This is a genomic window from Pseudoroseicyclus sp. CXY001 (assembly GCF_041714655.1).
Lineage (GTDB): Bacteria > Pseudomonadota > Alphaproteobacteria > Rhodobacterales > Rhodobacteraceae > Pseudoroseicyclus_A.
Map to the genome: position 1 here is coordinate 596742 of NZ_CP168219.1, position 24681 is coordinate 621422.

20 protein-coding genes and 1 tRNA gene are annotated in these 24681 nt (G+C 63.9%); 10 read left to right on the forward strand and 11 right to left on the reverse strand.

Annotation, left to right across the window (positions count from 1 at the left end; translation table 11 throughout):
• The first annotated feature begins 3 nt into the window (after positions 1–3).
• A complete protein-coding gene (locus ACAZ03_RS03145) occupies positions 4–945 on the forward strand; it encodes an ABC transporter substrate-binding protein (RefSeq protein WP_373355904.1) in 942 nt (313 codons plus the stop codon).
• 57 nt (positions 946–1002) lie between these two features.
• On the opposite strand, the gene ACAZ03_RS03150 is transcribed toward ACAZ03_RS03145, so the two are convergent.
• Positions 1003–1365: a hypothetical protein gene (locus ACAZ03_RS03150; protein WP_373355905.1), complete on the reverse strand. Its 363-nt coding sequence runs from the start codon at positions 1363–1365 to the stop codon at positions 1003–1005.
• Between the two features lie 132 nt (positions 1366–1497).
• Between ACAZ03_RS03150 and rnr the strand changes: the two genes are divergently transcribed.
• Positions 1498–3756, forward strand: coding sequence for a ribonuclease R (gene rnr, locus ACAZ03_RS03155; RefSeq protein WP_373355906.1), 2259 nt, complete (start codon positions 1498–1500; stop codon positions 3754–3756).
• 232 nt (positions 3757–3988) lie between these two features.
• Positions 3989–4609: a 30S ribosomal protein S4 gene (rpsD, locus tag ACAZ03_RS03160; RefSeq protein WP_373355907.1), complete on the forward strand. Its 621-nt coding sequence runs from the start codon at positions 3989–3991 to the stop codon at positions 4607–4609.
• Positions 4610–4698: 89 nt separating this feature from the next.
• Here the strand turns inward: rpsD and ACAZ03_RS03165 are convergent, their stop codons facing one another.
• A complete protein-coding gene (locus tag ACAZ03_RS03165) occupies positions 4699–5169 on the reverse strand; it encodes a cupin domain-containing protein (RefSeq protein WP_373355908.1) in 471 nt (156 codons plus the stop codon).
• 90 nt (positions 5170–5259) lie between these two features.
• Between ACAZ03_RS03165 and ACAZ03_RS03170 the strand changes: the two genes are divergently transcribed.
• The gene (locus ACAZ03_RS03170; protein ID WP_373355909.1) at positions 5260–5832 is read left to right on the forward strand and encodes a TetR/AcrR family transcriptional regulator; all 573 of its coding nucleotides are present in this window, start codon (positions 5260–5262) and stop codon (positions 5830–5832) included.
• Positions 5833–6183: 351 nt separating this feature from the next.
• Here ACAZ03_RS03170 and ACAZ03_RS03175 read toward each other — a convergent pair whose 3' ends face one another.
• Positions 6184–6762 (reverse strand): uridine kinase, encoded by a 579-nt coding sequence (locus ACAZ03_RS03175; protein WP_373355910.1) that lies wholly within the window; start codon positions 6760–6762, stop codon positions 6184–6186.
• Positions 6759–7187: an N-acetyltransferase family protein gene (locus ACAZ03_RS03180; protein ID WP_373355911.1), complete on the reverse strand. Its 429-nt coding sequence runs from the start codon at positions 7185–7187 to the stop codon at positions 6759–6761. The genes ACAZ03_RS03175 and ACAZ03_RS03180 overlap by 4 nt, the downstream gene beginning before the upstream one ends.
• A 113-nt stretch (positions 7188–7300) precedes the next feature.
• Between ACAZ03_RS03180 and ACAZ03_RS03185 the strand changes: the two genes are divergently transcribed.
• Positions 7301–8716 carry a homospermidine synthase gene (locus tag ACAZ03_RS03185; RefSeq protein ID WP_373355912.1) on the forward strand — a complete coding sequence of 472 codons (1416 nt, stop codon included), beginning with the start codon at positions 7301–7303 and terminating at the stop codon, positions 8714–8716.
• A gap of 45 nt (positions 8717–8761) precedes the next feature.
• On the opposite strand, the gene ACAZ03_RS03190 is transcribed toward ACAZ03_RS03185, so the two are convergent.
• Positions 8762–9385, reverse strand: coding sequence for a TetR/AcrR family transcriptional regulator (locus tag ACAZ03_RS03190; protein ID WP_373355913.1), 624 nt, complete (start codon positions 9383–9385; stop codon positions 8762–8764).
• Positions 9386–9678: 293 nt separating this feature from the next.
• Between ACAZ03_RS03190 and ACAZ03_RS03195 the strand changes: the two genes are divergently transcribed.
• Positions 9679–9753 (forward strand) — tRNA-Phe (locus ACAZ03_RS03195).
• 47 nt (positions 9754–9800) lie between these two features.
• On the opposite strand, the gene ACAZ03_RS03200 is transcribed toward ACAZ03_RS03195, so the two are convergent.
• The 3 genes from ACAZ03_RS03200 to ACAZ03_RS03210 are packed head-to-tail and all read right to left on the reverse strand — an operon-like array spanning position 9801 to position 11374.
• Entirely contained in the window at positions 9801–10898 is a 1098-nt protein-coding gene (locus tag ACAZ03_RS03200; protein WP_373355914.1) for a tyrosine-type recombinase/integrase, read from the reverse strand.
• Positions 10898–11134, reverse strand: coding sequence for a hypothetical protein (locus tag ACAZ03_RS03205; RefSeq protein WP_024811262.1), 237 nt, complete (start codon positions 11132–11134; stop codon positions 10898–10900). The genes ACAZ03_RS03200 and ACAZ03_RS03205 overlap by 1 nt, the downstream gene beginning before the upstream one ends.
• Before the next feature lie 15 nt (positions 11135–11149).
• Positions 11150–11374 carry a hypothetical protein gene (locus tag ACAZ03_RS03210; protein WP_373355915.1) on the reverse strand — a complete coding sequence of 75 codons (225 nt, stop codon included), beginning with the start codon at positions 11372–11374 and terminating at the stop codon, positions 11150–11152.
• A 141-nt stretch (positions 11375–11515) separates the two neighbouring features.
• Here ACAZ03_RS03210 and ACAZ03_RS03215 point away from each other — a divergent pair, with 141 nt between their 5' ends.
• The 4 genes from ACAZ03_RS03215 to ACAZ03_RS03230 all read left to right on the forward strand — a co-directional run bounded on the left by ACAZ03_RS03215 (position 11516) and on the right by ACAZ03_RS03230 (position 18688).
• Entirely contained in the window at positions 11516–11938 is a 423-nt protein-coding gene (locus tag ACAZ03_RS03215) for a helix-turn-helix domain-containing protein (protein WP_373355916.1), read from the forward strand.
• A gap of 2 nt (positions 11939–11940) precedes the next feature.
• Complete coding sequence (locus ACAZ03_RS03220; protein ID WP_373355917.1) at positions 11941–12231, forward strand: hypothetical protein; 291 nt, start codon at positions 11941–11943, stop codon at positions 12229–12231.
• A 100-nt stretch (positions 12232–12331) separates the two neighbouring features.
• Positions 12332–15181 carry a DUF3427 domain-containing protein gene (locus ACAZ03_RS03225; RefSeq protein ID WP_373355918.1) on the forward strand — a complete coding sequence of 950 codons (2850 nt, stop codon included), beginning with the start codon at positions 12332–12334 and terminating at the stop codon, positions 15179–15181.
• A gap of 48 nt (positions 15182–15229) precedes the next feature.
• Positions 15230–18688, forward strand: a complete 3459-nt coding sequence (locus tag ACAZ03_RS03230) for a hypothetical protein (protein WP_373355919.1) — start codon at positions 15230–15232, stop codon at positions 18686–18688.
• Positions 18689–18841: 153 nt separating this feature from the next.
• Here the strand turns inward: ACAZ03_RS03230 and ACAZ03_RS03235 are convergent, their stop codons facing one another.
• From ACAZ03_RS03235 to ACAZ03_RS03245, 3 genes are all read right to left on the reverse strand, one after another.
• Complete coding sequence (locus ACAZ03_RS03235) at positions 18842–22696, reverse strand: hypothetical protein (RefSeq protein ID WP_373355920.1); 3855 nt, start codon at positions 22694–22696, stop codon at positions 18842–18844.
• A 181-nt stretch (positions 22697–22877) separates the two neighbouring features.
• Positions 22878–24194: a type II toxin-antitoxin system HipA family toxin gene (locus ACAZ03_RS03240; RefSeq protein ID WP_373355921.1), complete on the reverse strand. Its 1317-nt coding sequence runs from the start codon at positions 24192–24194 to the stop codon at positions 22878–22880.
• Positions 24194–24445, reverse strand: coding sequence for a helix-turn-helix domain-containing protein (locus ACAZ03_RS03245; protein WP_373355922.1), 252 nt, complete (start codon positions 24443–24445; stop codon positions 24194–24196). Before ACAZ03_RS03245 ends, ACAZ03_RS03240 begins: the two co-directional genes overlap by 1 nt.
• Positions 24446–24681: the final 236 nt, after the last annotated feature.

Consider the following 24681-nt stretch of genomic DNA (forward strand, 5'->3'; position numbering starts at 1 on the left):
AAAATGAAACATCTCAAACTGAGTGCCGCCGCCCTGGCGCTTCTGGCCGGCCCCGCGCTGGCGCAGGACACCACGGTGATCGGCGTGTCGATCCCGGCCGCGACCCATGGCTGGGCGGGCGGCATGAACTTCCATGCGCAGGAGGCCATCGACCGGCTGGAGGAGGTCTATCCCGAGCTCGACTTCGTGCTCGCCACCGCCTCCGACCCCGCCAAGCAGGTCTCGGACATCGAGGACATGGTGGCGACGCGCGGCATCTCCGCCCTCGTCGTGCTGCCCTTCGAGAGCGAGCCGCTCACCGGCCCCGTGGCCGCCGTGGCGGATCAGGGCGTCTGGGTGACGGTCGTCGACCGCGGCCTCTCGCAGGAGGGGATCGAGGATCTCTACGTCGCCGGCGACAACCCCGGCTTCGGCCGCGTCTCGGGCGAGTACATGGTCGACAAGATGCCCGACGGCGGCGACATCGTCGTCCTTCGCGGCATTCCGACGACCATCGACAACGAGCGCGTGGAGGGCTTCGAGGCCGCCATCGAGGGCTCGGGCATCAACGTGCTCGCCATGGAGCACGGCAACTGGAACCGCGACGACAGCTTCACGGTCATGCAGGACTTCCTGTCGAAGTATCCGGAGATCGACGCGGTCTGGGCCTCTGACGACGACATGGCCGTCGGCGTTCTCGGCGCCATCGAGGCGGCGGGCCGTGACGACATCCAGTTCGTGCTCGGCGGCGCCGGCATGAAGGAGATGATCCAGCGGGTGTCGGAGGGCGACACGATGGTCCCCGCCGACGTGACTTACCCGCCGTCGATGATCGCGACGGCCATCGAGCTGACGGCGGTGGGCATGACCTCGCCGACGCCGGTCTCGGGGCAGTTCATCATCGGGTCGGTCCTCGTGACGCAGGACAACGCGGACGACTTCTACTTCCCGGACAGCCCGTTCTGAGGGGGTGAGATGGGGGCGCGGGGCTGACGGTCCCGCGCCTGCTTTAGACCACGCAGTCTAAGAGAATAAGGGCACCAGCCCTACAAGAACTTGGGCCGCCGCTAGGGCGCTGGCGACAATAATGGCGATGACGCTTAACCGATGGGTGCTTCTGGCTGCCCTGCCGGCTTGTTCTGCCTCCAATCGAAATGCCTTCTCGAAGGCAGAAAGACTTTGGCTCGTGCGCAAGATGCCCTCTTCAATTTCTTGAAGCCGCTCCTCCGCTTTTTCGAGCTTTTCTATTATTTCAAGCTCCGGCACATACGGGGGCTCAACTTTACGATCAAAAGGTAAAACCATGGGACGCAGCATGCCCGTGGACCTGTATGCAAATTCTTCTCGCCGACGCTCCTTCTCATCCTGCAGCCCCATCGCGCTCATTCCTCATGTTGCAATTAGCTGCTTGAGAAGGTGGGGAGAGCCGCACTAATTCTCAAGGCTTCGAGAAACGGGAGCGCACTTGCTTCCCTCCCCCCTCGCCACGCCCCCCCACCCCATGCTACCTCCACCCGCATGGCCCGCCTCCCCTCAAAGCAAGAGATCCTCGCCTTCCTCTCCGACCATCCGGAGAAGGCCCACAAGCGCGACATCGCCAAGGCCTTCGGCATCAAGGGCGCCGAGCGGATCGACCTCAAGCGGCTCCTCCGCGAGCTGGAGGACGAGGGCCATGTCGAGAAGAAGAGAAGGGCCTACCGCGACCCCGAGACGCTCCCGCCGGTCTCCATCCTCCTCGTCAATGCCCCCGACCCCGACGGCGACCTGACCGCCCGGCCCGTGGAATGGCAGGGCGAGGGCGCCGAGCCCTCCGTCCGCATCCTGCCGCGCGAGGGCGATCCGGCGCTGGGGCAGGGCGACCGCATCCTCGCCCGCCTCACCCCGACCCCGGGGGAGGAGCAGGATTACACCGCCCGCATGATCCGGCGCATCGGCCATGCGCCCACGACCATCCTCGGCATCTACCGCAAGGCCTCCGAGGGCGGCCGGATCATGCCGATCGACAAGAAGGGCGACCGGCAATGGGTCGTCTCGCCCGGCCATGAGCATGGCGCGAAGGACGGCGAGCTGGTGGAGGCCGAGCAATCCGGCCCCAAGGGGCGGCTCGGCCTGCCGAAGGCGCGGGTGACCCAGCGGCTCGGCGCCCCGGGGGCGCCCCGCGCCGTGTCGCTGATCGCCATCCACCAGCATGGCATCCCCCATGAATTCCCGCCCGAGGTGCTGGCGGAGGCGGATGCCGCCAAACCCGCCGGCCTCTCCGGCCGCGAGGATCTGCAGGGCCTGCCGCTCGTCACCATCGACCCGGCGGATGCCCGCGACCGCGACGACGCGGTGCTGGCCCGCCCCGATGACGCGGCGGACAACCCGGGCGGCCATGTGCTCTGGGTCGCCATCGCCGATGTCGCCCATTACGTCACGCCGGGCTCCGAGCTCGACCGCGAGGCGCTGAAGCGCGGCAATTCCACCTATTTCCCCGACCGCGTCGTGCCGATGCTGCCCGACCGCCTCTCCGGCGATCTCTGCTCGCTGCACGAGGGCGTGCCCCGCGCGGTGATCGCGGTGGAGATCCGCATCCGCGAGGACGGCTCCAAGCTCGCCCACCGCTTCACCCGCGGCCTGATGAAGTCGCGCGCCAGCTTTCCTTACGAGGAGGTGCAGGCGGCGATGGACGGGGCGCCCACCGAGCGCGCCGCCGGGCTCATGGACGAGGTGATCCGCCCGCTCTACGCCGCCTATGCGGCGCTCCTCAAAGCCCGTGCCCGCCGGCAGCCGCTGGAGCTCGACCTGCCCGAGCGGCAGATCGTGCTGGACGAGGCGGGACAGGTGACCTCCGTCGATTTCAAGGAGCGGCTGGAGGCGCACAAGCTCATCGAGGATTTCATGGTCCTCGCCAATGTCTGCGCGGCGGAGGAGCTGAAGGCCCGCAAGACCCCGCTCCTCTTCCGCGTCCATGAAGAGCCCGATCCCGAGAAGCTGGAGGCGCTGCGCGAGACGGCCGAGGCCTCCGGCCTGACGCTCGCCAAGGGGCAGGTGCTGCAGACGCGGCACCTCAACCAGCTCCTCGCCCAGGCGGCGGGCAAGGACGAGGCGGAGCTCATCAACATGAGCACGCTCCGCTCCATGTCCCAGGCTTATTACGGGCCGGAGAATTTCGGCCATTTCGGGCTGGCCCTGCGCAATTACGCGCATTTCACCTCGCCGATCCGGCGCTATGCCGATCTCGTCGTCCACCGCGCCCTTATCCGCGCCCATGGTTGGGGCAAGGACGGGCTCAGCGAGCCCGAGATCGACCGGCTGGACAAGATCGGCGAGCAGATCTCCGACACCGAGCGCCGCTCGATGGTCGCCGAGCGCGACACGGTGGATCGCTACCTCGCCGCCTACATGAGCGAGCGTGTCGGGACGGAGCTGCCCGGCCGCGTCGCCGGCGTCGCCAAGTTCGGGCTCTTCGTGAAGCTCGACGAGGCGGGGGCGGATGTGCTGATCCCGATCCGCACCCTGGGCGGCGAGTTCTTCCACTACGACCGCGACAGCCAGAGCCTGATGGGCAGCCAGTCCGGCCGCGTCATGCGCCTCGGCCAGCGCGCCGTCGTCAAGCTGTCGGAGGCGGCGGCAGACACCGGCGGCCTCGTCGGCGAGCTCGTCAGTATTGACGACGCGGTCATCCCCCGCGGCCCCTCCGCCCGACCCGGCAAGCCGCCCCGCCGCAAGCAGGGCGCCGCGAAGAAGAAGGCCGCCGCCAAGGCCGAGAAGCGCTCGCGGGTGCGCCGCCGCTAGCCTTCCCTCCCGGGATCCCCTTTCATCTGGCCGAAAATACCTCGGAGGTGTGGAGGCAGAGCCTCCACCCGGCCCGGAACGGGCCGGCCCCCCGACTTGACTCCCCGCCGCGCCCCTCCTAGAAGCCCGCATTCTTTGGTGTTGGTGGCCCCCGCAAGGGGAAGCCTGTCGACCCGGCCAAATCCGGGGAGAGGACAACGCCCTTCGAAACCTGAACGAAGGAGACCAGACGGTGACCAAACGCACCTCTGCCAAGTACAAGATCGACCGCCGAATGGGCGAGAACATCTGGGGCCGCCCGAAATCCCCCGTCAACCGCCGCGAATACGGCCCCGGCCAGCACGGCCAGCGCCGCAAGCAGAAGCTCAGCGACTTCGGCACGCAGCTGCGCGCCAAGCAGAAGCTGAAGGGCTATTACGGCGACCTGACCGAGAAGCAGTTCCGCCGCATCTATGCCGAGGCCGAGCGCGTGAAGGGTGACACCGGCGAGAACCTCGTCGGCCTCCTCGAGCGCCGGCTCGACGCGGTGGTCTACCGCGCCAAGTTCGTGCCGACCGTCTTCGCCGCCCGCCAGTTCGTGAACCACGGCCATGTGCTCGTGAACGGCCAGCGCGTGAACATCCCCTCCTACCGCGTGAAGGAAGGGGACGTGATCGAGGTCCGCGAGAAGTCCAAGCAGATGGCCGCCGTGCTCGAGGCCGTCAGCCTCGCCGAGCGCGATGTCCCCGATTACATCGAGGCCGACCACAGCAAGATGACGGCGACCTTCGTGCGCACCCCCTCGCTGGGCGATGTGCCCTATGCGGTGGTGATGGAGCCGAACCTCGTTGTCGAATTCTACGCCAAGAACTGATCCGGCCAGAATATCCGGCCAGTCCGGAAACAGACGGGCCGCGCGAGGGATCGCGCGGCCCGTTTGCGTTTCGGGCCCCCCCGGGGCTCTCAGGCGTCGGCCGGTGCCAGGATCGTCATGCCCACGTCGGCCGCCACCCGGCCGATCTCGGCCCCGTCCGGCGGGCCGGCGAGCGGGGCGGGAATGGTGCGGTCGTCGGTCACCTTGGTGCCGAGTTCGGTGAAGAAGCGCTCGTGCATCTTGCCCGGGGCGTTGAGGATCATCACCCGCGCCGGGGAGTCCCCCGCCGCCGCGAAGGCATGCACCGCCCCGTCGGGGATGATGACGCTGCCGCCGGCCGTGACGCCCTGCGGCGTGCCGTCCACCATGAAATCCACCTCGCCCTCGATGACGAAGAAGCTCTCTGTCTCGCCGGCATGGTGGTTGGGCGGGGCGCCGAGGCCGGGGGGCACCACGGCCTCGATCAGGCAATATTTGCCCATCACCTCGTCGGGAAAGGCATGGAAAGTGATGAGGATGCCGAGCGCCTCGAAGCGCCGCGGCCGGTCGGGTGTCGCCATGGCTGCAATCCTTGATTCGAAAATGTCTCTGTGTCACACGATACATATGTCTCGTAATGAGACAAGTGTCTCGTAATCGGGTGGGAGCAGATGGCACGGCAGGCGCAGAAGAGCCGGACGCGGGAGGCGATCCTCGCCGCGGCGCGGGAGCTGGTGGCGGAGGGGCAGGCGGTCACCGTCCATGCGGCGGCGGAGGCGGCGGGCGTGTCGCGCGCGACGGCCTACCGCTATTTCTCCGACCCCTCCGTTCTGGCGGCGGAGGCGGGGCTCGCGGTTGCCGTCGCGCCCTACGAGGAGGTCGTGGCGGGGGCGGAAACGCCGCAGGCGAGGCTCCTCGCCGTGGCGCTCTACATGTTCGACCTGGCGCTCGCCAACGAGCCCGCCTTCCGCCATTTCCTCGCCCGCTGGCTCGACGCCTGGGCGGCGGGCGAGGGCGGCCCGACCCGTGGCGCCCGCCGGGTGGAGATGTTCGAACGCGCCCTCGGACCGGGACGCGCCGGCCTGAGCCCGGAGGAGGCGGCGGCGCTCGTCCGCGGCCTGACCATGGCGACAGGATCGGAGGCGATGATCGCCCTCCTCGACATCGCCCGCAGCGACCCGGCCGAGGCCCGCGCGAGCGTCGCGGAGGTCGCGGGGCTGCTGATCCGGCGGTATCTGGGGTGAGGGGCGCTGGGCGCCGGCATCGCCGCCCGCCGTAGGGTGGGTTTGTAACCCACCATCGGCGCGACGGTGATGCGGCATCCCCGCCCGGTGCGCGCCGGAACGGCGCAGGGCGAGCGCCGGCCCGTCCCGCGGGCTGGCGCTCTGGTGGGGCTGGGCGGTCGATCTGAGCGAGGGCGGGGTTGCACCATAAAGCGCGCCGCAGAACCGTCGGAGCGCCACCCCACGAGCCGTCGCTCGCCCTGCGCGGCAACCGGGAGGCCTGGTTGTGGGGGAAGGTGGGTTGAAAACCCACCCTACGCCCGCGGTAGCGCAGGAGCCGGTGTCCGCCGGGCTTCGGCCGTGGACCGTGGGCTACAAACCCACCCCAAGCCGGTCCGCCCCGTCCCCCACCTCGACCACCACGTCGAAGCGCTCCGGCGGCGCCTGATGCGCGAAGTACCAGTCTTCCGCCCGGTGCCATTGCCGCTCCCAGGGGCTGATCTCGCCCTCGCGCGCCAGGAGCCGCGCCATCCGCAGCTCCTCCGGCGACGTCAGGAGGATCGCCACGTCGATGAGGTCCGCCAGCTCCGGGCGGGCGGAATAGACGCCCTCGAGGAGGATGACCTCCGCCGGCGGCAGCAGCACCTCCGGCCCCGACGAGCCGTCGAAGGCCGCCCAGTCGAAGGGGCGGAAGCTGGCGGCTCGGCCGGCGCTCAGCGCCTCCAGCACCGCCTGCTGTCGGCGCCAGTCGATGCAGGCGGCGGCGAGCGCTTCGGGCGGGTCGGCCCGCTGCTCCGTGCCGCCCGCGTAGAAGGCGTCGCCCTCCACCAGCCGCGCGCCGAGATCGGCGGCGAGGAGCCCCGCGAAGGTCGACTTGCCGACGCCGCTCCGCCCGTCGACGGCGATGCGCAGAGGGCGGGGCAGGGCGCGGAGGCGGTCGACCAGCGTCATCCGAGCCGCGCCGCCAGAGCGCCCATCGGCAGCGCGAAGGCCACCGCGACTGCGCTCTCCCGTTCCACGATGAAGCCCAGGCGCCGGTGGAGCCGCAGGGACTCCGCATTGCCCTTCCGCACATGGCTCACGACCCGCTCGGCCCCCGCCTCCTGCAGGGCGGCCAGCAGCCGCCGGCCGAGCTCGCGCGCGAGCCCGCCCGCCCCCTCGGCCAACATCAGCCCGCCGACGAAGGCCTCCCCCGGCGCCGCCATCCAGAAAGAGCCATAAGCCCTGAGCGCCCCCTCCCGCCGGATCAGCACCCGCACCGAGCGCTCCCACGAGCCCTCGAGCGCCGCCCGATGGGCAGCCGGGTCGAGCGGCCCGCCGTCCGGCGCGCGGAGCCGCGCCAGATCGAGCGCCAGCATGTCATCGAGATCGCTCATTATCCCCCCGTCCGCGCACCATGCCCGCCCCCGCGCCGGGCCGCCAGCCCGGCGATTTGACCCCATGGCCCCGCTCCCCTATCCCGCGCCCGACACAGGCGCAGGAGGGCGACATGGCACAGCACCCCAATTACGGCCGGATCGACGGCAGGCTGGTGATGATCGGCTACGGCTCCATCGGCCGCGGCACGCTGCCGCTGATCGAGCGGCATTTCGATGTGGCCCGCGAGCAGATGATGGTCATCGAGCCCTCCGCCGAGGGGCAGGCGCTGCTGGCCGAGCGGGGCATCCCGCATCTCGGCGTCGCGATCACGCGCGAGAATTACCGCGAGGTGCTGACGGAGCTTCTGAAGGACGGCGGCTTCTGCGTGAACCTCTCGGTCGATACCTCCTCGCTCGATATCCTCCGGCTCTGCCGCGAGCTCGGGGCGCTCTATATCGACACGGTGGTCGAGCCCTGGGCCGGCTTCTATTTCGAGACGCCCGACAATGCCGCCCGCACCAATTACGCGCTCCGCCAGAAGGTGCGGGACGAGAAGGTCGCCAACCCCGGCGGCCCGACGGCGGTGAGCTGCTGCGGCGCCAATCCCGGCATGGTGAGCTGGTTCGTGAAGGAGGCGCTTTTGCAGCTCGCCTCCGACACCGGCACCCCCGTGGCGGCGCCGACGGACCGCGCCGGCTGGGCGAAGCTCATGCAGAGCCTCGGGGTCAAGGGCGTCCATATCGCCGAGCGCGACACGCAGGCGCGGGCCACGCCCCGGCCGCGCGGCACCTTCGTCAACACCTGGTCGGTCGAGGGCTTCATCGCCGAGGGCTTCCAGCCGGCCGAGCTCGGCTGGGGCACGCATGAGCCCTGGATGCCCGACAATGCCCATGGCTACGACAAGGGCTGCCAGGCGGCGATCTGGCTGGAGCGGCCGGGCGCGATCACCCGCGTCCACAGCTGGTGCCCGACGCCGGGGCCGCAGTTCGGCTTCCTCGTGACGCATAACGAGGCGGTCTCGATCTCGGATTACTACACCGTCGGCGATCCGGCGGCCCCGGAGTTCCGCCCGACCTGCCACTACGCCTACCACCCCTGCGACGATGCCGTCCTCAGCCTGCACGAGATGTTCGGCTCCGGCGTCACGCAGGGCATCCACGAGATCCTGAGCCCGGGCGAGATCGTCGAGGGGGTGGACGAGCTCGGCGTCCTTCTCTTCGGGCATGAGAAGAACGCGCTCTGGTACGGCTCGCGCCTGTCCAACGCCGAGGCGCGGCAGCTCGCGCCCGACCAGAACGCCACCGGGCTGCAGGTCACCTCCGCCGTGCTCGCCGGCATGGTCTGGGCGCTGGAGAACCCCGCCGCCGGCATCGTCGAGACCGACGAGATGGATCATGCCCGCTGCCTCGAGGTGCAGCGCCCCTATCTCGGCCCGGTGGAGGCGCATTACACGGACTGGACGCCGATCCAGAACCGCTGGGAGCACTTCCCCGAGGATATCGACCCGGCGGAGCCCTGGGCCTTCCGCAACGTGCTGGCGAGCTAGGCAAGGCGCAGCCGCCGGCCCCGGGCCGGCGGCGACCGCAGCCTCTCAGCGCTCGGGCGCGAGCCCGGCGGTGAGGATCATCATGTGATTGTCAGCCAGCGCCTGCAGCCCGCCCTCCGGCGGGCCGATCCCGAGGATATTGCCAAGGCTCATCTGCAGGAAGACCGGCCCGAAGACGCTCTGGATCGTGAGCACCGGATCGACGGGCCGGATATGGCCCTCCGCCACGCCGCGCGCGACGAGCGCCGTCAGCAGCGGCATCACGCGCTCGACCATCTCCCTGCGATAGATCGTCACCACCTCGGGCGAGATCGGCGCCTCGCGCAGGAGGATCTTCGGCACGCCCTGGTTTTCCTCCCCGAGGAAGCCGTCGATGATGATCTGCAGGACGGCGCCGAGCGTCGGCCGCGGATCGCCCGTTGCCGTATCGAGGAGATCGACGATGCGCTGCACGACGGGCGTCACCCTGCGGCGCACGAGCGCGAGGACGAGCGCATCCTTCGAGGGGAAATAGAGGTAGATCGCGCCCTTGGAGATACCTGCGCGGGCCGCGATATCCGCCACGCGGGTGCGCTGGATCCCGTCCTCCAGGAAGAGCGCGAGCGCGGCGTCGAGGATCTCGTCCGGCCGCGCATCGGGGCGCCGGTAAAACTTCCGGGAACTGGTCATAGGGCCGGTAAGCTCGGCTGGTTACAAAACACTGAGACCGGCGTCATAGGGGCTCTTTCCGGCGAAGGCAACGGCCGCCTGACGCCTGCCGCGGGGGTGTCAGTCACGCCCCGCCCGGGCCCACTTCGCGGCCGCTCAAGGCCCTGCGCCGGCGGCCCCCGAGCCGGGCCCGAGCCAGGCGGGACGCGGCTATGGCGCGGGGCCTCATTCCGCCCCAAAACCCGCTGGACACGCCCGCCGGTCTCGCCTAGAACCCCGCCACCCCGGAGAGGCCAGCGGCCCCTCCACCCGGTGCCTGGGTAGCTCAGGGGTAGAGCAGTGGATTGAAAATCCTCGTGTCGGTGGTTCGATTCCGCCCCCGGGCACCACTTAACAAGCTGAAATGGTTGGGTTTTGTGGTCATGTCTGGTCCTTGTCAGGGTCGTGTTTGACGCTTTTCGGCGGAAGGTTTGACAATCTTCGCCCGCCGCGCGTTCTCTTTTTCCAGCGTCGCCATCGTCTCGCGGTTCTTGTCGGCAAGGTTCGCCGACCGCGAATAATGCCGCGCCATGGAGGGTGTTTTCTGCCCCAAGAGGTCCGCGATGCGCCGCTCATCCAGTCCCGCCTCGCGCAGCGTTGTCGCAACGGTATGGCGTAGGCCCTTCAGCGTCAGGCCCGGCGCAATCAGTTCTTCCTCCTCCAGTGCAGTCTTGAAGCGGTGCCAGACGGTCGAAAAGCCGTTGTAGGTCCACGCCGCGCCCTGTGAACTGGCCAGCACGGTAGCCGCCTCATGCGCGGGGATGCTGTCGAGGGCGGCCTGCAAGGTCGGGCTGACGGGAATCGCCACCTCCTCCCCCGTCTTGCCGCGCACGCCCCAGATCGTGTCACCGTCGATCTGGTCCTTGCGCAGCTTCAGCGCGTCCGACGGGTCGAGCCCGGTATTCATCATCAACGCCAGCGCCACCCGCACATGCGGTTTGGCGCGGGACAGGACGACGTCGCGCTCCTCAATCGTCCAGGGCCGGTTGGCATAGGCGCGGTCGCGCGGGCGGCGCTTGGGGATCACGTCCTTGGCATAGTTCGCCGCGATCAGGCCCTGCGGGATGGCATGGCGGAACACCTCGCTCAGTAAGGTGCGCACCATGTTGGCGCGACGCCAGCCGATCTTTTTCGCGGCCTTGTCATGGATGCCTGCGATCAGCGGCGTGTCGATCACATGGACCGGCGTGTCGCGGATAGGGGCGAGGAAATCCGCGCATTTGCGGTAATCGCGGCGCGTGGCTTCGGCCAGGTTGGCGAAATGCCCGGTCTCGAAATACCCCTTGATGAGCCCGCCAAGCGTGCCCGCCCGAGGGCCCTTTTCCTTCTGCGCCACGGCGATGGCGCGGATCGTCTCGCATTGGGCGAGGAATTCGGCCGACCCCAGCGGTGCCTCGGTCAGATCGATCTTGTGGCCCGTCGCGCGGTGGTAGCAGCGCATCCGGCCGTGGCGATCCTTGAATATCTTGAACCCCTTGACGCGCACATGGGTCATCACAGCCGGTCCAAGATGTCGTCGCGCGTCATCTCGACATGGTCGGCCTTCATCGTGTCGATCCAGCGGTCGATGTCGCGCCGGTCCCACAGAAGCGTGCCGCGCGCCAACTCGACCGGCCGCACGGGGCAGCTTGCCTTGAAATGCTTGATGGCGAGGCCCGTGTAACTGGCGGCTTCGGACTGTTTCAGCATGCGCTTGTCGATCACGCTGATGTTGAGATTGGTCGTGCCCATCGGCTCTCCCCCTGATCAATTCACACTCGACACCGAACCATCCCTCTCCCTCTCGTCCCCGCGCAGCTTCGTGGCGCGCTTCTGGAACCGCTCCCAGCCGGTCATGGTCAGCAGGCGGGTCTTGGGCGTGATCTCGACGAATTCGAGCCGCCCGTCGTTCATCAAGGCACGAATCTGCGCCGTGCTGAGCCCCACAAGGGTCCCAAGTTCCTTGGGTGACAGCAGCTTTTCCTGTGACAAACCCCTCTCCTTTCCTGCAAATGGACGAAAACGCATTGAATGCGGTGCTTGGCCGTGGTTCGATGGTGGAACGCTGGCGTTAACGCACAAACGTGCGCTTATATGCATTCATGCGTCATGGCAAGCTGATTGATGGCAATAATGGTGAATCGTCCGGATACCTACCTCGGCGGCCTCGGCGCGCGCATGGCGATCGCGCGCAACGAGCTTGGCCTTTCACAGGCCCGGATGGCCGCGGAGCTTGGCATGTCGCAGCGCGCCTATCAAAGTTATGAGACCGGAAAGCGCTCGATGCCGGTGGAGGCGCTGGTCGATATGCACCGCAAGTTCGGCGTGGACCTGAACTGGATCCTGCTGGGGGTCGAAGCGGTGCGCCCGGGCCATGACCTGGCGGCGCTGGAAGGGTTCGAGACGGCGCTGGACCGTCATCTCAGCGCGACCGGCATCCGCCTGAAAAGCGAGAAACGCGGGGCGATAGTGGCGCGCTGGTACCGGTCGTTCCTAGAGGGGAAGGAAATCCCGATGGACGACGTTCACACCTGGATCGAATTGTTGAGAGAGTGATCATGGAAATCGAGAAAAGCGTTGCCTGGCAACGGCACCAGCTGGCGACGGTGGAGCGCATGCAGCGCGATCTGGCGCGCTACACGCATCCGGTGATCCGGGCGGTAGGGATGTGCGGGGTGGCCTATCTCGCGAGCTGGACGGTGGTGATGGTGCCGGGGGCTGATGCAGGGGCGATGGTGGTCGTGGCGGCGGTGTCTGCGGCTGCGCTGGTGTTGGGCGCCCCGGCCTTCGCCCTGGCAGTTGGGGTGGAGCGGCATTTTCGAGGGCGCTTCGCCCGCATCTCCAACTGATCCGGATGCGCCAACCGATTTCTTCAACCGAACCAAGTGCCTGGACAGTGCTGTTCAATGCCGTCCAATGCTTTTGTAGCTTTGTATCCCAAGGATTTCTGTGTCTGACCCGCGCCTGTCTTGCCCGATCTGTTTGCGCCGAGAGGCCGGGTTGATCCCGGCGCCGCGTCATGTGGCAAAATGGGATGAACTGAACGGACCGGAACAGATGGCGATGCTGGCCGAGGTAGGCGCAGCGCTCGGGCGCGGAACCCCGGGCTTTGTCGCTTCGTCAGCCTATGACCATTTCCATCTTAGGGAAGCTTCCGGATCGCGTCTTACAACCGGGGGGCGCGACCCGCTTTTGCCCTTGCTCGCCGAACGACTGGACACGGCGCAGTCAGTCGATCTCGCCATTGCCTTTGCCATGGACAGCGGTGTGGCACTGCTCGAGCCCTGGTTCCGCGAGTTGCTGGCGCGGGGTGGTCGGCTGAGAATAGTAGTCGGCGATTACCTCGATACGACCGATCCCACGGCCTTGGCTCGCCTCTTGGACCTAGACGGGGCCGAACTGTTCGTGTTCGAAACAGGCGGTCTCAGTTTCCACCCCAAAGCCTGGTTGTTCCGCGCCGCGGATGCACGGGGGGCGGCGATTGTCGGCAGCTCGAACCTTTCGCAGTCGGCGCTGACCGAGGGCGTAGAGTGGAACCTACATTCCGAAGATGCAGCTGACAGTGTCGCCGCAGCTTTCGAAGAACTGGTGGCACGCCCAGAGGTAAAACCCCTGACCGCCGCCTGGATCGATGCTTATGCCAAACGCCGCAGAACGCGGCCGATGCCCGAGTTCACCGCCCGCGTGGTGGCCGAAGAGGGGCCACCGCCAGAACCGCATTCCATTCAGCTAGAGGCGCTGGAGGCCCTATCGCTGAGCCGATCGAACGGCCACCGCGCCGGTTTGGTCGTGCTGGCGACGGGCCTGGGCAAAACCTGGTTGGCCGCCTTCGACACGATCCGCGCCAAGGCGGGCCGCATCCTTTTCGTGGCCCATCGCGATGAGATCCTGACGCAGGCGATGGCGGCCTTTCGTAAGGTAAGACCAGAGGCCAAGTTGGGCCGATACACAGGTACCGAGAAAGAGGCCGATGCGGAAATCCTCTTCGCCTCGGTCCAGACGTTGGGCCGTATCGGTCATCTGCGCCAATTCGACCGCGACCATTTCGACTATATTGTTGTTGATGAATTCCACCACGCCGCCGCCAGCACCTACCAGAAGCTGATCTCCCATTTCACGCCTCGGTTCCTGCTGGGTCTGACCGCCACGCCCGACCGGACGGATGGGGCTGACCTGCTGGGGCTATGCGGCGAAAACCTTGTTTACCAATGCGACCTGTTTCGCGGGATCGATGCGGGGCATCTGTCACCGTTTCATTATTTCGGTGTGCCCGACGATGTCGACTATGCGCAGATCCCCTGGCGGTCGGGGCAGTTCGATCCAACTGCACTGGATGCCGCATTGGCGACCGAGGCGCGGGCGCTGAATGCCCTGGAACAGTATCACCAGCGCGCAAACGGCCCCGCGATTGGATTCTGCTGCTCGATGCGCCATGCCGACTACATGGCGGATTATTTCCGCGCCGCCGGGCTGAGGGCTGTGGCCGTCCACTCAGGGCCAAGTTCCGCGCCGCGAGCAAGCTCCCTGGCTGCGCTAGCTAGGGGCGAGATCGATATCCTGTTCGCGGTCGACATGTTCAACGAAGGCGTCGACGTGCCCGAGATCGGGACCGTGCTGATGCTGCGCCCTACCGAGAGCGCGATAATCTGGCTGCAGCAGCTTGGCCGCGGCCTGCGCCGTGTCGAAGGCAAGGTGCCTCATGTAATCGACTATATCGGCAACCATCGCAGCTTTCTGACGAAGGTTGCCACCCTGTTGCAGGCAGGGGCAGGGGATCGCTCGATCTCGACCAAGCTGGAAGCGCTTCAGGCCGGTGAGTTCCAAATGCCGAAAGGCTGCGAGATCACTTATGATCTGCAGGTCGTCGACATCCTGCGCAATCTCCTTCGCCCGAAGGAGGGTGCGGCGGAACTCGAAGCCTTCTACGTCGATTTCCGGGACCGGAACGGCATCCGGCCCACGGCCGTCGAAGTCTTCCGCAACGGCTTCGATCCCCGCACATCGGGCCATGGCGGCTGGTTCGACTTCGTCCGCGATATGGGGGATGCAGTGCCCGAGCGGCCCTTTGCCACTCATGGCCGGCTGCTACGCGAGATGGAGCGCCCGCGCGGTCTGTCTCGCGCCGCTTTGACCGGCCTGCGCGACATCGCAGCGGGGCGACAACCAAGCGAAGGCGGCGAAGAGCTCGCGTTCAACCCACACCTGGCCCAAAGCGGTGCGGGCTTGCGCCTGGCGCGCCCTGACGCATCGGGCGAGCTGGAATCGCTGGTGCGCGAGTTGGTCGAATGGCGCTTGGCGGAAACACCCATCGTGCGCGAGGCAGCCGAAGCATCCTCGACCTTTGTCGGCAAGCCACAGGCCCTGGAGCTTTGGCAGCGCTACTATGTGCCTGACATTGCGGCGTTCTTTGGTGAGGAATACAAACAGAATGTCTGGCGGACCGGGATGAAGGCACTGCCGGAAAAGAAGATCATGATCCTTCTGGCCAATGTCTCGACACAGGAGCTTCAATACCCGAACGAATTCCTCAGGGCGTCGCGGCTTAAGTGGTTTAGCCAGAATCAGACGCGGCAAGAAGGCAAACACGGTCGGATTATCAGCGGGACCGAAGGGCACGATGTGCATCTGTTCATTCGCCGCGGGAATATCGTGAGCGGCAAGGTCAATCCGTTCATCTATTGCGGACAGCCGAAGTTTGTCGACTGGAAAGGGGAGAAACCGATCGAAGTGACCTGGGATTTACCGGTTCCCGCCCCGCGCGCACTTTGGGCAGAGCTTGGAATTCCAGATAATGATTGATCGCCAGAGTTTAGCAGCGCAAGCCGTCGCCGGCACGGCGATCGATAGATGGCCATGAGGGAAAAGATGGAGCGGCAGGGGCTGATCTCGCGCTTTTTCTCTCGGACCGGCGATGGTGACCGGCAAGCGATCTCGTCAGAGGGCCCACCTTCGGAGGGCCGCGACGCATGGGGCGACAACGCGACCCGCCCGGTCCATACCCTGGTCAAATCCGTGCTGCAGGAACCGCGCTGCCTGATTGTTACCGGGTACCAAGATTTCCTGTCTTCCCTGACAATCGTGCTTGATGCCGTCCATGATCTTGCAGAACGGCCAGAGGGCAGCATCCGTATCGTTTTCGGATCGAACACGGACGGCCGCCGACATTTTGGGGGTGGCGGGCGGTCAGTCGCGCAGGAAGCCCGCCAGTATTTTCTCGGTGCTCGGGGCCTGTCAGTTGTCGACTTGGCTGACCTTCGCGCCGTTCTCGCGATGGATGCGATCGAGCGAGGTATCATCCAGTTTCGCGCTTTCGATCCAGCGCTTACTGAGGCACTGCTGGGTCGCAGACCGCCCATGCTGCATGCAAAGCTGATTATTGGCGAAAGCTCTGCTCTATCGGGCAGTGCGAATTTTTCGATCAACGGCCTGCGCCGCAACCTCGAATTCATGGACGATGCCCACGCCTGGCCGGACGTCGCCAATGCAAGGCGAGTTGCCGCAGAGCAATACTGGGAGATGGGCCGCGACTGGACTGAAACAGCGTTGGAGATCCTGCGCTCGCTCATCCGGCTGGTTACACCCGAGGAAGCGGTTGCGCGGACCGTTCACGAAGCCACCACCTTCACACCTTGGCGCGTGGCTGGAAACACGAGTGCAGGCCGCCCGCCCCAACCATTTCAAGCAGACCTGGTCTATGAAGCCGCGGGCACCGTCTACGAACATGGCTTTGCTTTCGTCGAGGCCCCGACTGGGGCAGGAAAAACGGACATCGGAAAGCACCTGGCAACCGTGCTGCCGGTCAGCCATGCGCACACCGTCTTTTCCTGGGGAGAGCGGGCAGATCAACAGCGCCTCGGTTCGCTCGCCTTGATCCCCGCTAGCGTTCTGAAAAACTGGACGACGAATGCCCCCGCAAATTTCAAGCCGATCAAGCACAGCCACTTGTCTCGCCAGAAAAAGGACGAGGCCGCCGAGTTGGATGAGATCAACCGCGCCGTCCGTTCGTCCGCGTCGATGATAGTGGATGAAAGCCACAGGCTAAGCTCTCGTTATCTTGCGCCTTCTGCACGCTCGCTGGTGTTCGAACGAAGCCCGGCCATTTGGACGGCCTGCCTTTCGGCAACTCTGATGGGCAACCAAGGGCTCGATGGTCTGCTGGCTTTCCATGAAAAGCGCGCGTCTATCTATGTGCCGCCGGTGATCACAGATCAGATCAACCAGCACATGGCCAAGGTGCGCTCACGGGGGGAGCTTGTTCGGCAACTGGATCAGGTCAATCGTCGCATCGAAGCGCAAAATGTGCAGGAAGACCTATTCCACAGATCAGAGACCCTTAGGGAAGAGGTCGCTGAAATCGAGCGCCAACTTGAAGCAGATGGCCTGCAAATCAGTGCGTTGCAGGAAGGCCTGGCGGATGCCCTCGCGCCCTATGTGGTACGCCGCCAGCGCGCCTGCATAGGGGAAAGCGACAACAGAAAAAGCGGTGCATTTGTCTACCCGCTCACCCGCAGCCATCGCGAAGATACTGCGCTCACCGACCAGCAGCGCCAGATCATTGCGCGGATCAAGACCCTGGCCGAATGCATCACGACCGGGATCACCCTTGTCTCCGCAGATCCGCAACGCGCAGGCCAGACAGAGATCAAGTTTCACGATAAGTCACGAATTCACATACGTAATTTCCTGGCGCTGCTCCGCGCATCAATCATCTTCGCGCGCGAAGAATGGGCGCGAGAACGCGACAGCGAAGCCGACCAACGAGGGCGCGCCTCAATCGGCGAGAACCTACGACGCGCCGAAAGGCAAAACATGCGCCGACTGGCGGTGCCTGAAGGTGTTCTGCCGGAGGAAATGTCGTCCGAGGACGACGACTCCCAGACACCGATTTGCGACAGGATCACGCGCCTTTTGAACCATGCGAGCCTCGATGATATCGACGAGGCACGTACCGAGGTGATGCGCGGTATTCTGCGTAAGCATGGTCACGCGATCTTCCTCGCCGAACGCGTCGGTGTGCTCGAGGTGTATGCGCGCCTTTTGGCGGGGCAGCGAGGCCGGGGTCCCGAGGTCTTTGTGGTCGCCCCAGGTGCCCGGATCAAACCGGGCAAAAAGATGCATCACATCCGATCCGGGGCCGAAGCGCAGGAATACTTCGGGATCGACGGGAAGCGCGTCGATAGGATGAAGCCGCGGGCCATGTTCCTGACCTTTCAGATGGCGGAGGGGATCAACCTCCAACTTGCGCCAGCACTTGGGATTATCGGGGTGACATCAGACGTGAAAAGCCTGATCCAAGGCTTGGGTCGGATCGACAGGATCGACAGCCCAAACCCGCGCATCCACTACCACACCTTCGATCTGCCGGGCCTTGTTCTGTCGTCCGATCACAAGGCACGCGCCCGTGTTGCCAGCATCGCCCTACTCTCTGGGGTCGGTGCGGATGACCTGCCGTCGGAACTGGTCGAGTTTGCGGCCGGAGATTTGACTGACCTGGTTCTGGATCAGATCAAGAAGCCAAGGATTTTGCGGCCGGGAAACTATTTCGATCAAATCGAGGGGCTACGCCGGTCAGTGCCGCACGAGGTGTTCGCACGTGTGCAAAGCTCCAATCCGCGCGGCCTTTGGGGTGCAGAACTGTGCCTGCTTACATCACGGCAACCCGTCACGATCCTGCTTCTTGGAGGGCGTACTGGCAGCCCTCAAGACCCAACCGTCTTGCCTCCGCGCCTTCTGGCTGTGCGCGACGATGGTGGGCGAGCAGAAATCATCGGAGATCAGACTGAGGCTGCTCGGCTGCTCGCAGATGCGTATGCCGAAACGCGCCGCCTCGGCCGTCATGACGTTCGCCCTGAGTTTACACAGGTGACCGAGACTTTGGACCGTTTGCGCGGCACTCTCGGCCAACTGACACACTGGGATATCCGCCCGGCACGCACAGTTTCCCTGCTGGCTTCTCTGGCAGGCTTCTTGACCTCCAGCACTGTGACAGATGGCGGCCGGGGGCAGTTTGGAGATCTGACCCTGCCAGCGCTCGAGAAACTGGCCGAAGCCTGGGCCCACGAACTTGATGTCTTCTGGATCGAGGCAAAGGAAGCCGTAAGCCAGCACAGCGCAACGGGCGGCGAAATCCCCGATTACCTTGGCATTGATGCGATCTACAGCGCCTTTCGCGCGCAGCCTGATGACGTCCGAGACGCCGTCCGCGTTCGGATGGATGATCTGATAGCGGCGTGCAGGGTCCTCTCAGAAGGGGAGCCCGTGGACATTTTGAGCCGCGTGGCGGTGATCTTTGAAGCCCGGCAGTGACGCTGTAGGCGTCTGGTAGTGGTGCGGCGGCCAATTCATTGGCGCAAGCGGCCCTTGCCGACATTGGCCAAGACCCGCCGCTGCGGTGCGGCCCGCCAGACCGGACATTCGCTGCCACTGCGAAATCACAGTGGTCGTGCTTGTTGCGCGATATCACTCAAAGCGCTGTTCGCGTTCCTCATCTCTATGTCTGTCACGCACACGTTCTCGTTCGATTTTCTTGGTCAGTCGATCTGACACCGACTTTGCGGCCTGAGCTATGTCTTCCCGCTCATGCTGTATCAGTTCCGCAATGGCATCAGCCCGTGGCTGCATGACGTCTGCACGGCTTCCAGACCACGACGATGGGGTGACACGATCTGCATAAGCGTGAAGAACTGGTTCTGGCTCTGGTGCGGCTTCAAGGAACTCAACAGCAGATGCCGTAATGGAAGAGCCGTCCCTGTGACCATCGCCTTTCTCCCAAAGCTTGATGCCTGACGCGACCAAACCCCAGACTTCAGGCTCGTTCCGCTGCTGACACCACTCTATCAAGTCGACCACATCGACCTTGGAGAGAGGGCAGCGACGTATGCCACCGTGTCGAATGAAGTATGTGCGTCGATGCTGTTGATCTTCGGTCCCCTGGAACACGCGGTTCAGAAATTCCTTGGGCATAAGCCCTGCCGTTGTTTCAATCGCTTCCTCAAACGAATGAATAAAACCGTAACGTTCGTCCACGACGGAAAAGATCGTATCTACCCACTCAGTCTTCTCAGCTTCATTACCATCGAAGCTGAATGCGGCACGGACAACGGTTTCCATGCGATAATCCTTGCTGCCACCAGGGTCGCTGTGAGCGGCCAGCAGGGATTTGGTTGCCGCCTTCAATCCAAGTTTCCTCAGTTCGGGTCCTAGCGTGTCGACCACAGGGTCTTTACTATGAAGCTTCATACTGAGTGCCTCGAGCAACGTGTCGTCGCCGCCCGACTTCATCACCAGCTTCCGTGCAAGCTCCAACAATCGTTCAGCGGGTAGATGCGCGTAGTTGTCTCGCCAAAGGATAGGCCCGAACATCCAGGTTCGTGTCTCTTCCTGATCGAGCAAGGCTATGCACCGATCAAGATCGGCCTCCGTGAAATCGTTCCACGGATGCAGGCCCACGAGGACTTTCTGAAGTTGTGGGTGTTTTGCGCATTCATCCAAGAGTTCTCTTGAAAGTCCGTAATCGTTTGCTGCGACCTCTTCGATGAAGCCACCTATCACCGCAAAGTCGTGGTTCGAACCGGATGAAATAGCGAGGTGTTCCAGCAAGCCTTGCCAACCTTCGCGATAGTTGTGGACCCCCTTCGCAAGGCCGACACCGAACGCTCTGCGATAGGGCATCCAGTCGTTTGAGAACAAGTCATTCCCTAACTCATCGAGGGTATGGTCTGAAGCGGCAAAGCTCTCACCCAAGTCTGTTGCCTTTGCAGCCAACCGATCTTCAGCCGCACGATACTTGTCGTCGCTGCTGTCATCGAACTCGTCGTCAAGTGCCCAGTAGTCATGCCCGCTACCAAGCACGTATGTTTTGATCTTCGCAATCAGGTCGCGTGGTTCTAGATCGCGATCTAGATCAGCAAGTTCCTGGGGAAGCGGCTCTGGTTCAGGTTCATTTTTGTCCTTTGTGTGGTCGAAGTAGATGATCGAACGAACGGCCTTCCAGCCTGCTCCCCACGGCTCGTGATCATTGATCGCCCGCGCTACTTCGACAAGCCTATCCCGCATTGCTTCCTGATGCCAAAGACCGCGAAACTCATTCGCTAGGACCCGCCGTGCACCGCCCTTGATGTCATCATCGTCAGAATTTGCCAGCCGAGTTACCAGATCAATGAAGGCCGTGCGCCATTCCACGAGTTGCTCATGGTTGGGGCGGTATCCATAATCTCTCGGCCTTGCCCCAAACTCGTTAAGACCGAAGCCCGTCCATGGCGGTCCATCGAGTGCCGTTGAAAGAAGCTTCAGACCCAAGGAACGCCGTCCCGCACCCTCGGAGCTCAGACAACTCTCTACGATGACGAGGCGTTGCGCCAGGGAAGCATGAGTGCCTGAAAGATAGGGCTGAAAGAACCTCGAAATCTTATCCCTTACCGCATCATAATTGTTGTTTTCATCTTCATGGTCCGCAACGCGGATCAGTAGTGCCATGCAGCGTTCAAAGGCATGGGCCTCGTAAGCCAAGGACTGCAGCAGGTTGAGGATCGTGGTCCTGCGGGGATTATGCTTCGGCTCCATACCCTGAAAGTCGGGAGCGGTGAGTTCGGCTTCGATCCGATCAAGCAGCGCTTCTGGTGCCACAGGTCCAATGTAGTCTAGGATTCTCGATCCGTTCTCATCGAGGTCGGAAATACGGCCTAGCAGACCGTCAGCTTGCAGCCATGCCTCGACGATCTCTGTGGCGACAGGGTGATCATGCAACAAGCCAAGCCTATGTGCGAACGACATTAGAAGCCTGCTATTTCCAGGTGCCTCAAACGTTGATCTTAGGGTCTCTACAGGGACGCTCTCTAACGCAGAGCCTGCCAACCTGTTTGCGACTGCATGAGGCAATATCGCCCTCCAATGGGCTCTCTTTTGCACGACATGTCGGTCTGCTAGTTTCTTGGCGGCCTTGAACAATTGGGCCCTTGAATGCCCTGAAATCGAGCCAAGGACTTCTAATTCGTTATTACCGACCTCTGGGTCAGAAACCGAGAACGAATACACCAAAGACAGAGCCTCGGCCTGTTCACGAAGATCACCATCGACTCCTTTCCGCTGTTGGAAAAGACGGTCAAACAACTCGGCGTTCGACAGTTGGGCGAGACTCTCACCCTGTTCAACTCTTTCTGCAATCGCCAAGGCAACCCTGGAATTGCCATCGGCAAACTCGGCGATCCGCCTTGCGTTACCCTGTCCAATTTCGGGAAAACGGCGCATCAGAAGTTCTTCGGCTACGTCCGGTCCATTCGCTTCGATGTGGATCACTTCGGTAGTTTGCGGCTTGTCGTCTCTGATATCGTATTCAACCGTGATCAGGCTGACATCACCATTTCCAGCAGACACCTTGGCTGCTAGTGCCGAATGCAGATCGGAGGGGCAGTTGTCGAGGATCATCACCGCACGACGGCCTTCGGCAATTAGACGATCCAGCATAGCAGATGCGGAAGGATCAGGGTCTTGTCCTGTATCAACGTAGACCGCGATAGTTCTATCGAGCGGGTCGGTACCGACAGTTTCATCAAAGAGCGCTTGCACAATGCGTGTCTTACCAACACCAGAAAGCCCCGTGATGCGGATCGCTTTGTTTGATGTGCGTATCAGCCGACGCATAGGTTCTATGGCGTCTTCGATTGATAACTCCTGACCTCGCTCAGTCGGCACGTGAACTGTCACGCCTGGAGCAGAGATAAGGGTGTCAGGTGATCCTTTGGGCGGGTTGCTCCAGGCTCCATAAGGTTGCCATCCTGAATAACCCTGACCAAGCTTACCCTTCAGCCACAGCAACACCGACGGATGCTGCCGCACCCATTGGACCAGCTTTGAACGGTCGAAGAAATCGAGGTGGATGTTGTCCTTGTTTGGGTCATTGGCCAACGCTGCCCGCATGGCTTCGAGGCGATCCTTCTTCATCGGTGGTGAACAATCGTCGGCGAGGCTCACGATGATGTAGCTGCCGCCAATCTGGGCTTGGTTTGCGATGGTGGGATTTAGTTCTCCATCCTTCAGCATCTCCGCCGCGATTGCAGACTTTGGCATAGAGTCCTTCTTGGACTGGAGAACAGTATTCGGACGGCTCAGGAAGCCCGTTTCCAGTTCGGAGGTATCCACTTCCACATGAATGTCGATACCTTCATCTGGTGCCTTGATCGAGCCTGACCAACTTACACTCGCGGGGCTATGGCCGTGTGCCGCGACCTCCGCCTCTGAAAGGCGCGCTATCAACTCTTCCAGTCGTTCATCGGACAACCGAAGTAGGTCATCCTTTTCAATATCGAAGATGGCCATAGCTACACCGCCACACAATAATTTGTAGCTCTGTATAATTCAGCACACGACATTTGGGAACACTGACGACGCAACCAATAGCTTAATCGACTCTTAAGTTTGCGGAGACCTAATGTCCGCTTCCCAACCACTACCGTGTCGAAAAGGCCGCTGAAGGGAACGGCCGCTTTCCGCCCGCACGTCATCCGCCGTTCCCCGCGACCAACAGAGCCACCCTTTGCTCGAACCCTCGCCTCACAGACGCCACCAGCTCCTCGGGAAATCCCGGCGGCATTTCCGCCAAGGCCTGGTCAAATGCCCGCTCCGCCCGCCCCCGAATGTCCTCGAACAACCCCGTCACCTGTTCACGCGAGAACCCCGCCGCCAGCGCCGTCTCGACGAAGTGCCGACCGTGGATGTCCGCGAGCCGGTAATGCCGCCCCTGGCCCGCGCGCATGGCGAGCTTCATGTCCTTGATCTGCAACGCCCCCGCATCGAGCGAGGGTTGCACCGTCAGCACGTCGTAGAGCGGCGTCATGCGGAAGCGTCCGCCGGGCATCAGGGCGATGCTGAAGTTCTTGGCATGCCCGTCCGTCGCCCCGATGAGCCAGAACAACACCACGGCCTTCAGGAAATCCGCCCGGTCGCGCTGCGGCTCGTCGCTGCCGGTCAGCAGATCACAGATCTCCACGATGCCCGGGCCGCCCTCGTTCTGGTATTTGCGGGTCGGGGGCACGGACAGGGCCTGGCAGCAATCCTCCTGCGGCAGGCGGATCAGGCGGCCGTCGCGGGCGCGCAGCCGGTCGAAGCGTTCGATGACCAGCGCGTGCGTCCCCTCGAAATCCGCGATCTCGGTCCGTGCGACGGGCAGGCCAAAGCCTGCAAGCAAGCGCAGGCAGAAATGCTCGTTCTCGATGCTGTCGGTTAGGTCCATGCCATTGGGCAGGCGGCCGATGGCAGGCTTCAGGATGTGGGTCGTCGGCGTAGTGCCGGTGGGCAGCACCCATCGGCCGTCATGGAACAAAAGCGCCGTTTTCTCCTGCGCACCGGCGACGGAGATGCGGAAATCCCGCTCAGCCCGGATGCCAAGCGGGGTCTGCGCCAGATCCCGCAGCATGGCGCCGATCTGGGCGTCGCTCAACGGCTCACCTGTCAGCGCGCGGGCGTCGCCTGGCTGCTCGCCCTCGGGCAGGAATTGCAGCGCGCCCACACAATCACGCCCGATGCGCGCAAGCAGGCTGTAGGCGTCCACACCATCCGCGCCCACGCGTTCCGCCACACGGCGGCGGATCAGGTCGCTGTCGGGCAACAGGTTCTCGAAAACCGCGATCACGGGCGGGCCGGTGTAGCGCTCGGGCCGCAGGGGCAGGGCGCGCGAGATGGGCAGCGTGTTTTCCCAGGCCAGCCATTCCGGCGCATAGGTGAAGGCGAAGGCCCCGTCCGGCGCGCGGAAATATTGTCCCACGCGGCGGCCGTTCATGTAGACGTCGAGCGGCGCATAGGCGCGCTTGCGCCCCATCAGAAGATGTCCTCGAGGTCATGCGGGGTCATCTTGCTGCGCGGCACGATCCGCAGTTCGAGGTCGAGCGCTGCCAGCAGGTCGAAGATCGTCTCTGCCTTGGCGCCGCTGGTGCCGGTCTCGATGTTGGACACCGTGCGCTGCCAGACGCCCGCGCGGGCGGCAAGCTCGGCCTGCGTCAGGCCCTTGGCTTTGCGGGCGGCGCGCAGGACCTGGCCGAGGTCCTTGGTGGTGCGGGCGATCTGATCCATCCGGGTGATCCTTTCCCGAAGACGATGATCGGGGGATCATATGGAGTCAATATGTTCCTGGGATAATAATTCGTATTTATGATCCTGAAGACATTCTTCATCTGTGTTCGTCTTTGCCTTCTGCCGGGCAAGTGGTGGTGGATCGTCGACCGTGTATGGCATGGCTTCTTGATGCAGGTCGGCATGAATTTCCCTTACGCACAGAGACCAAAAAATTAGCCCATGGGCTATACACG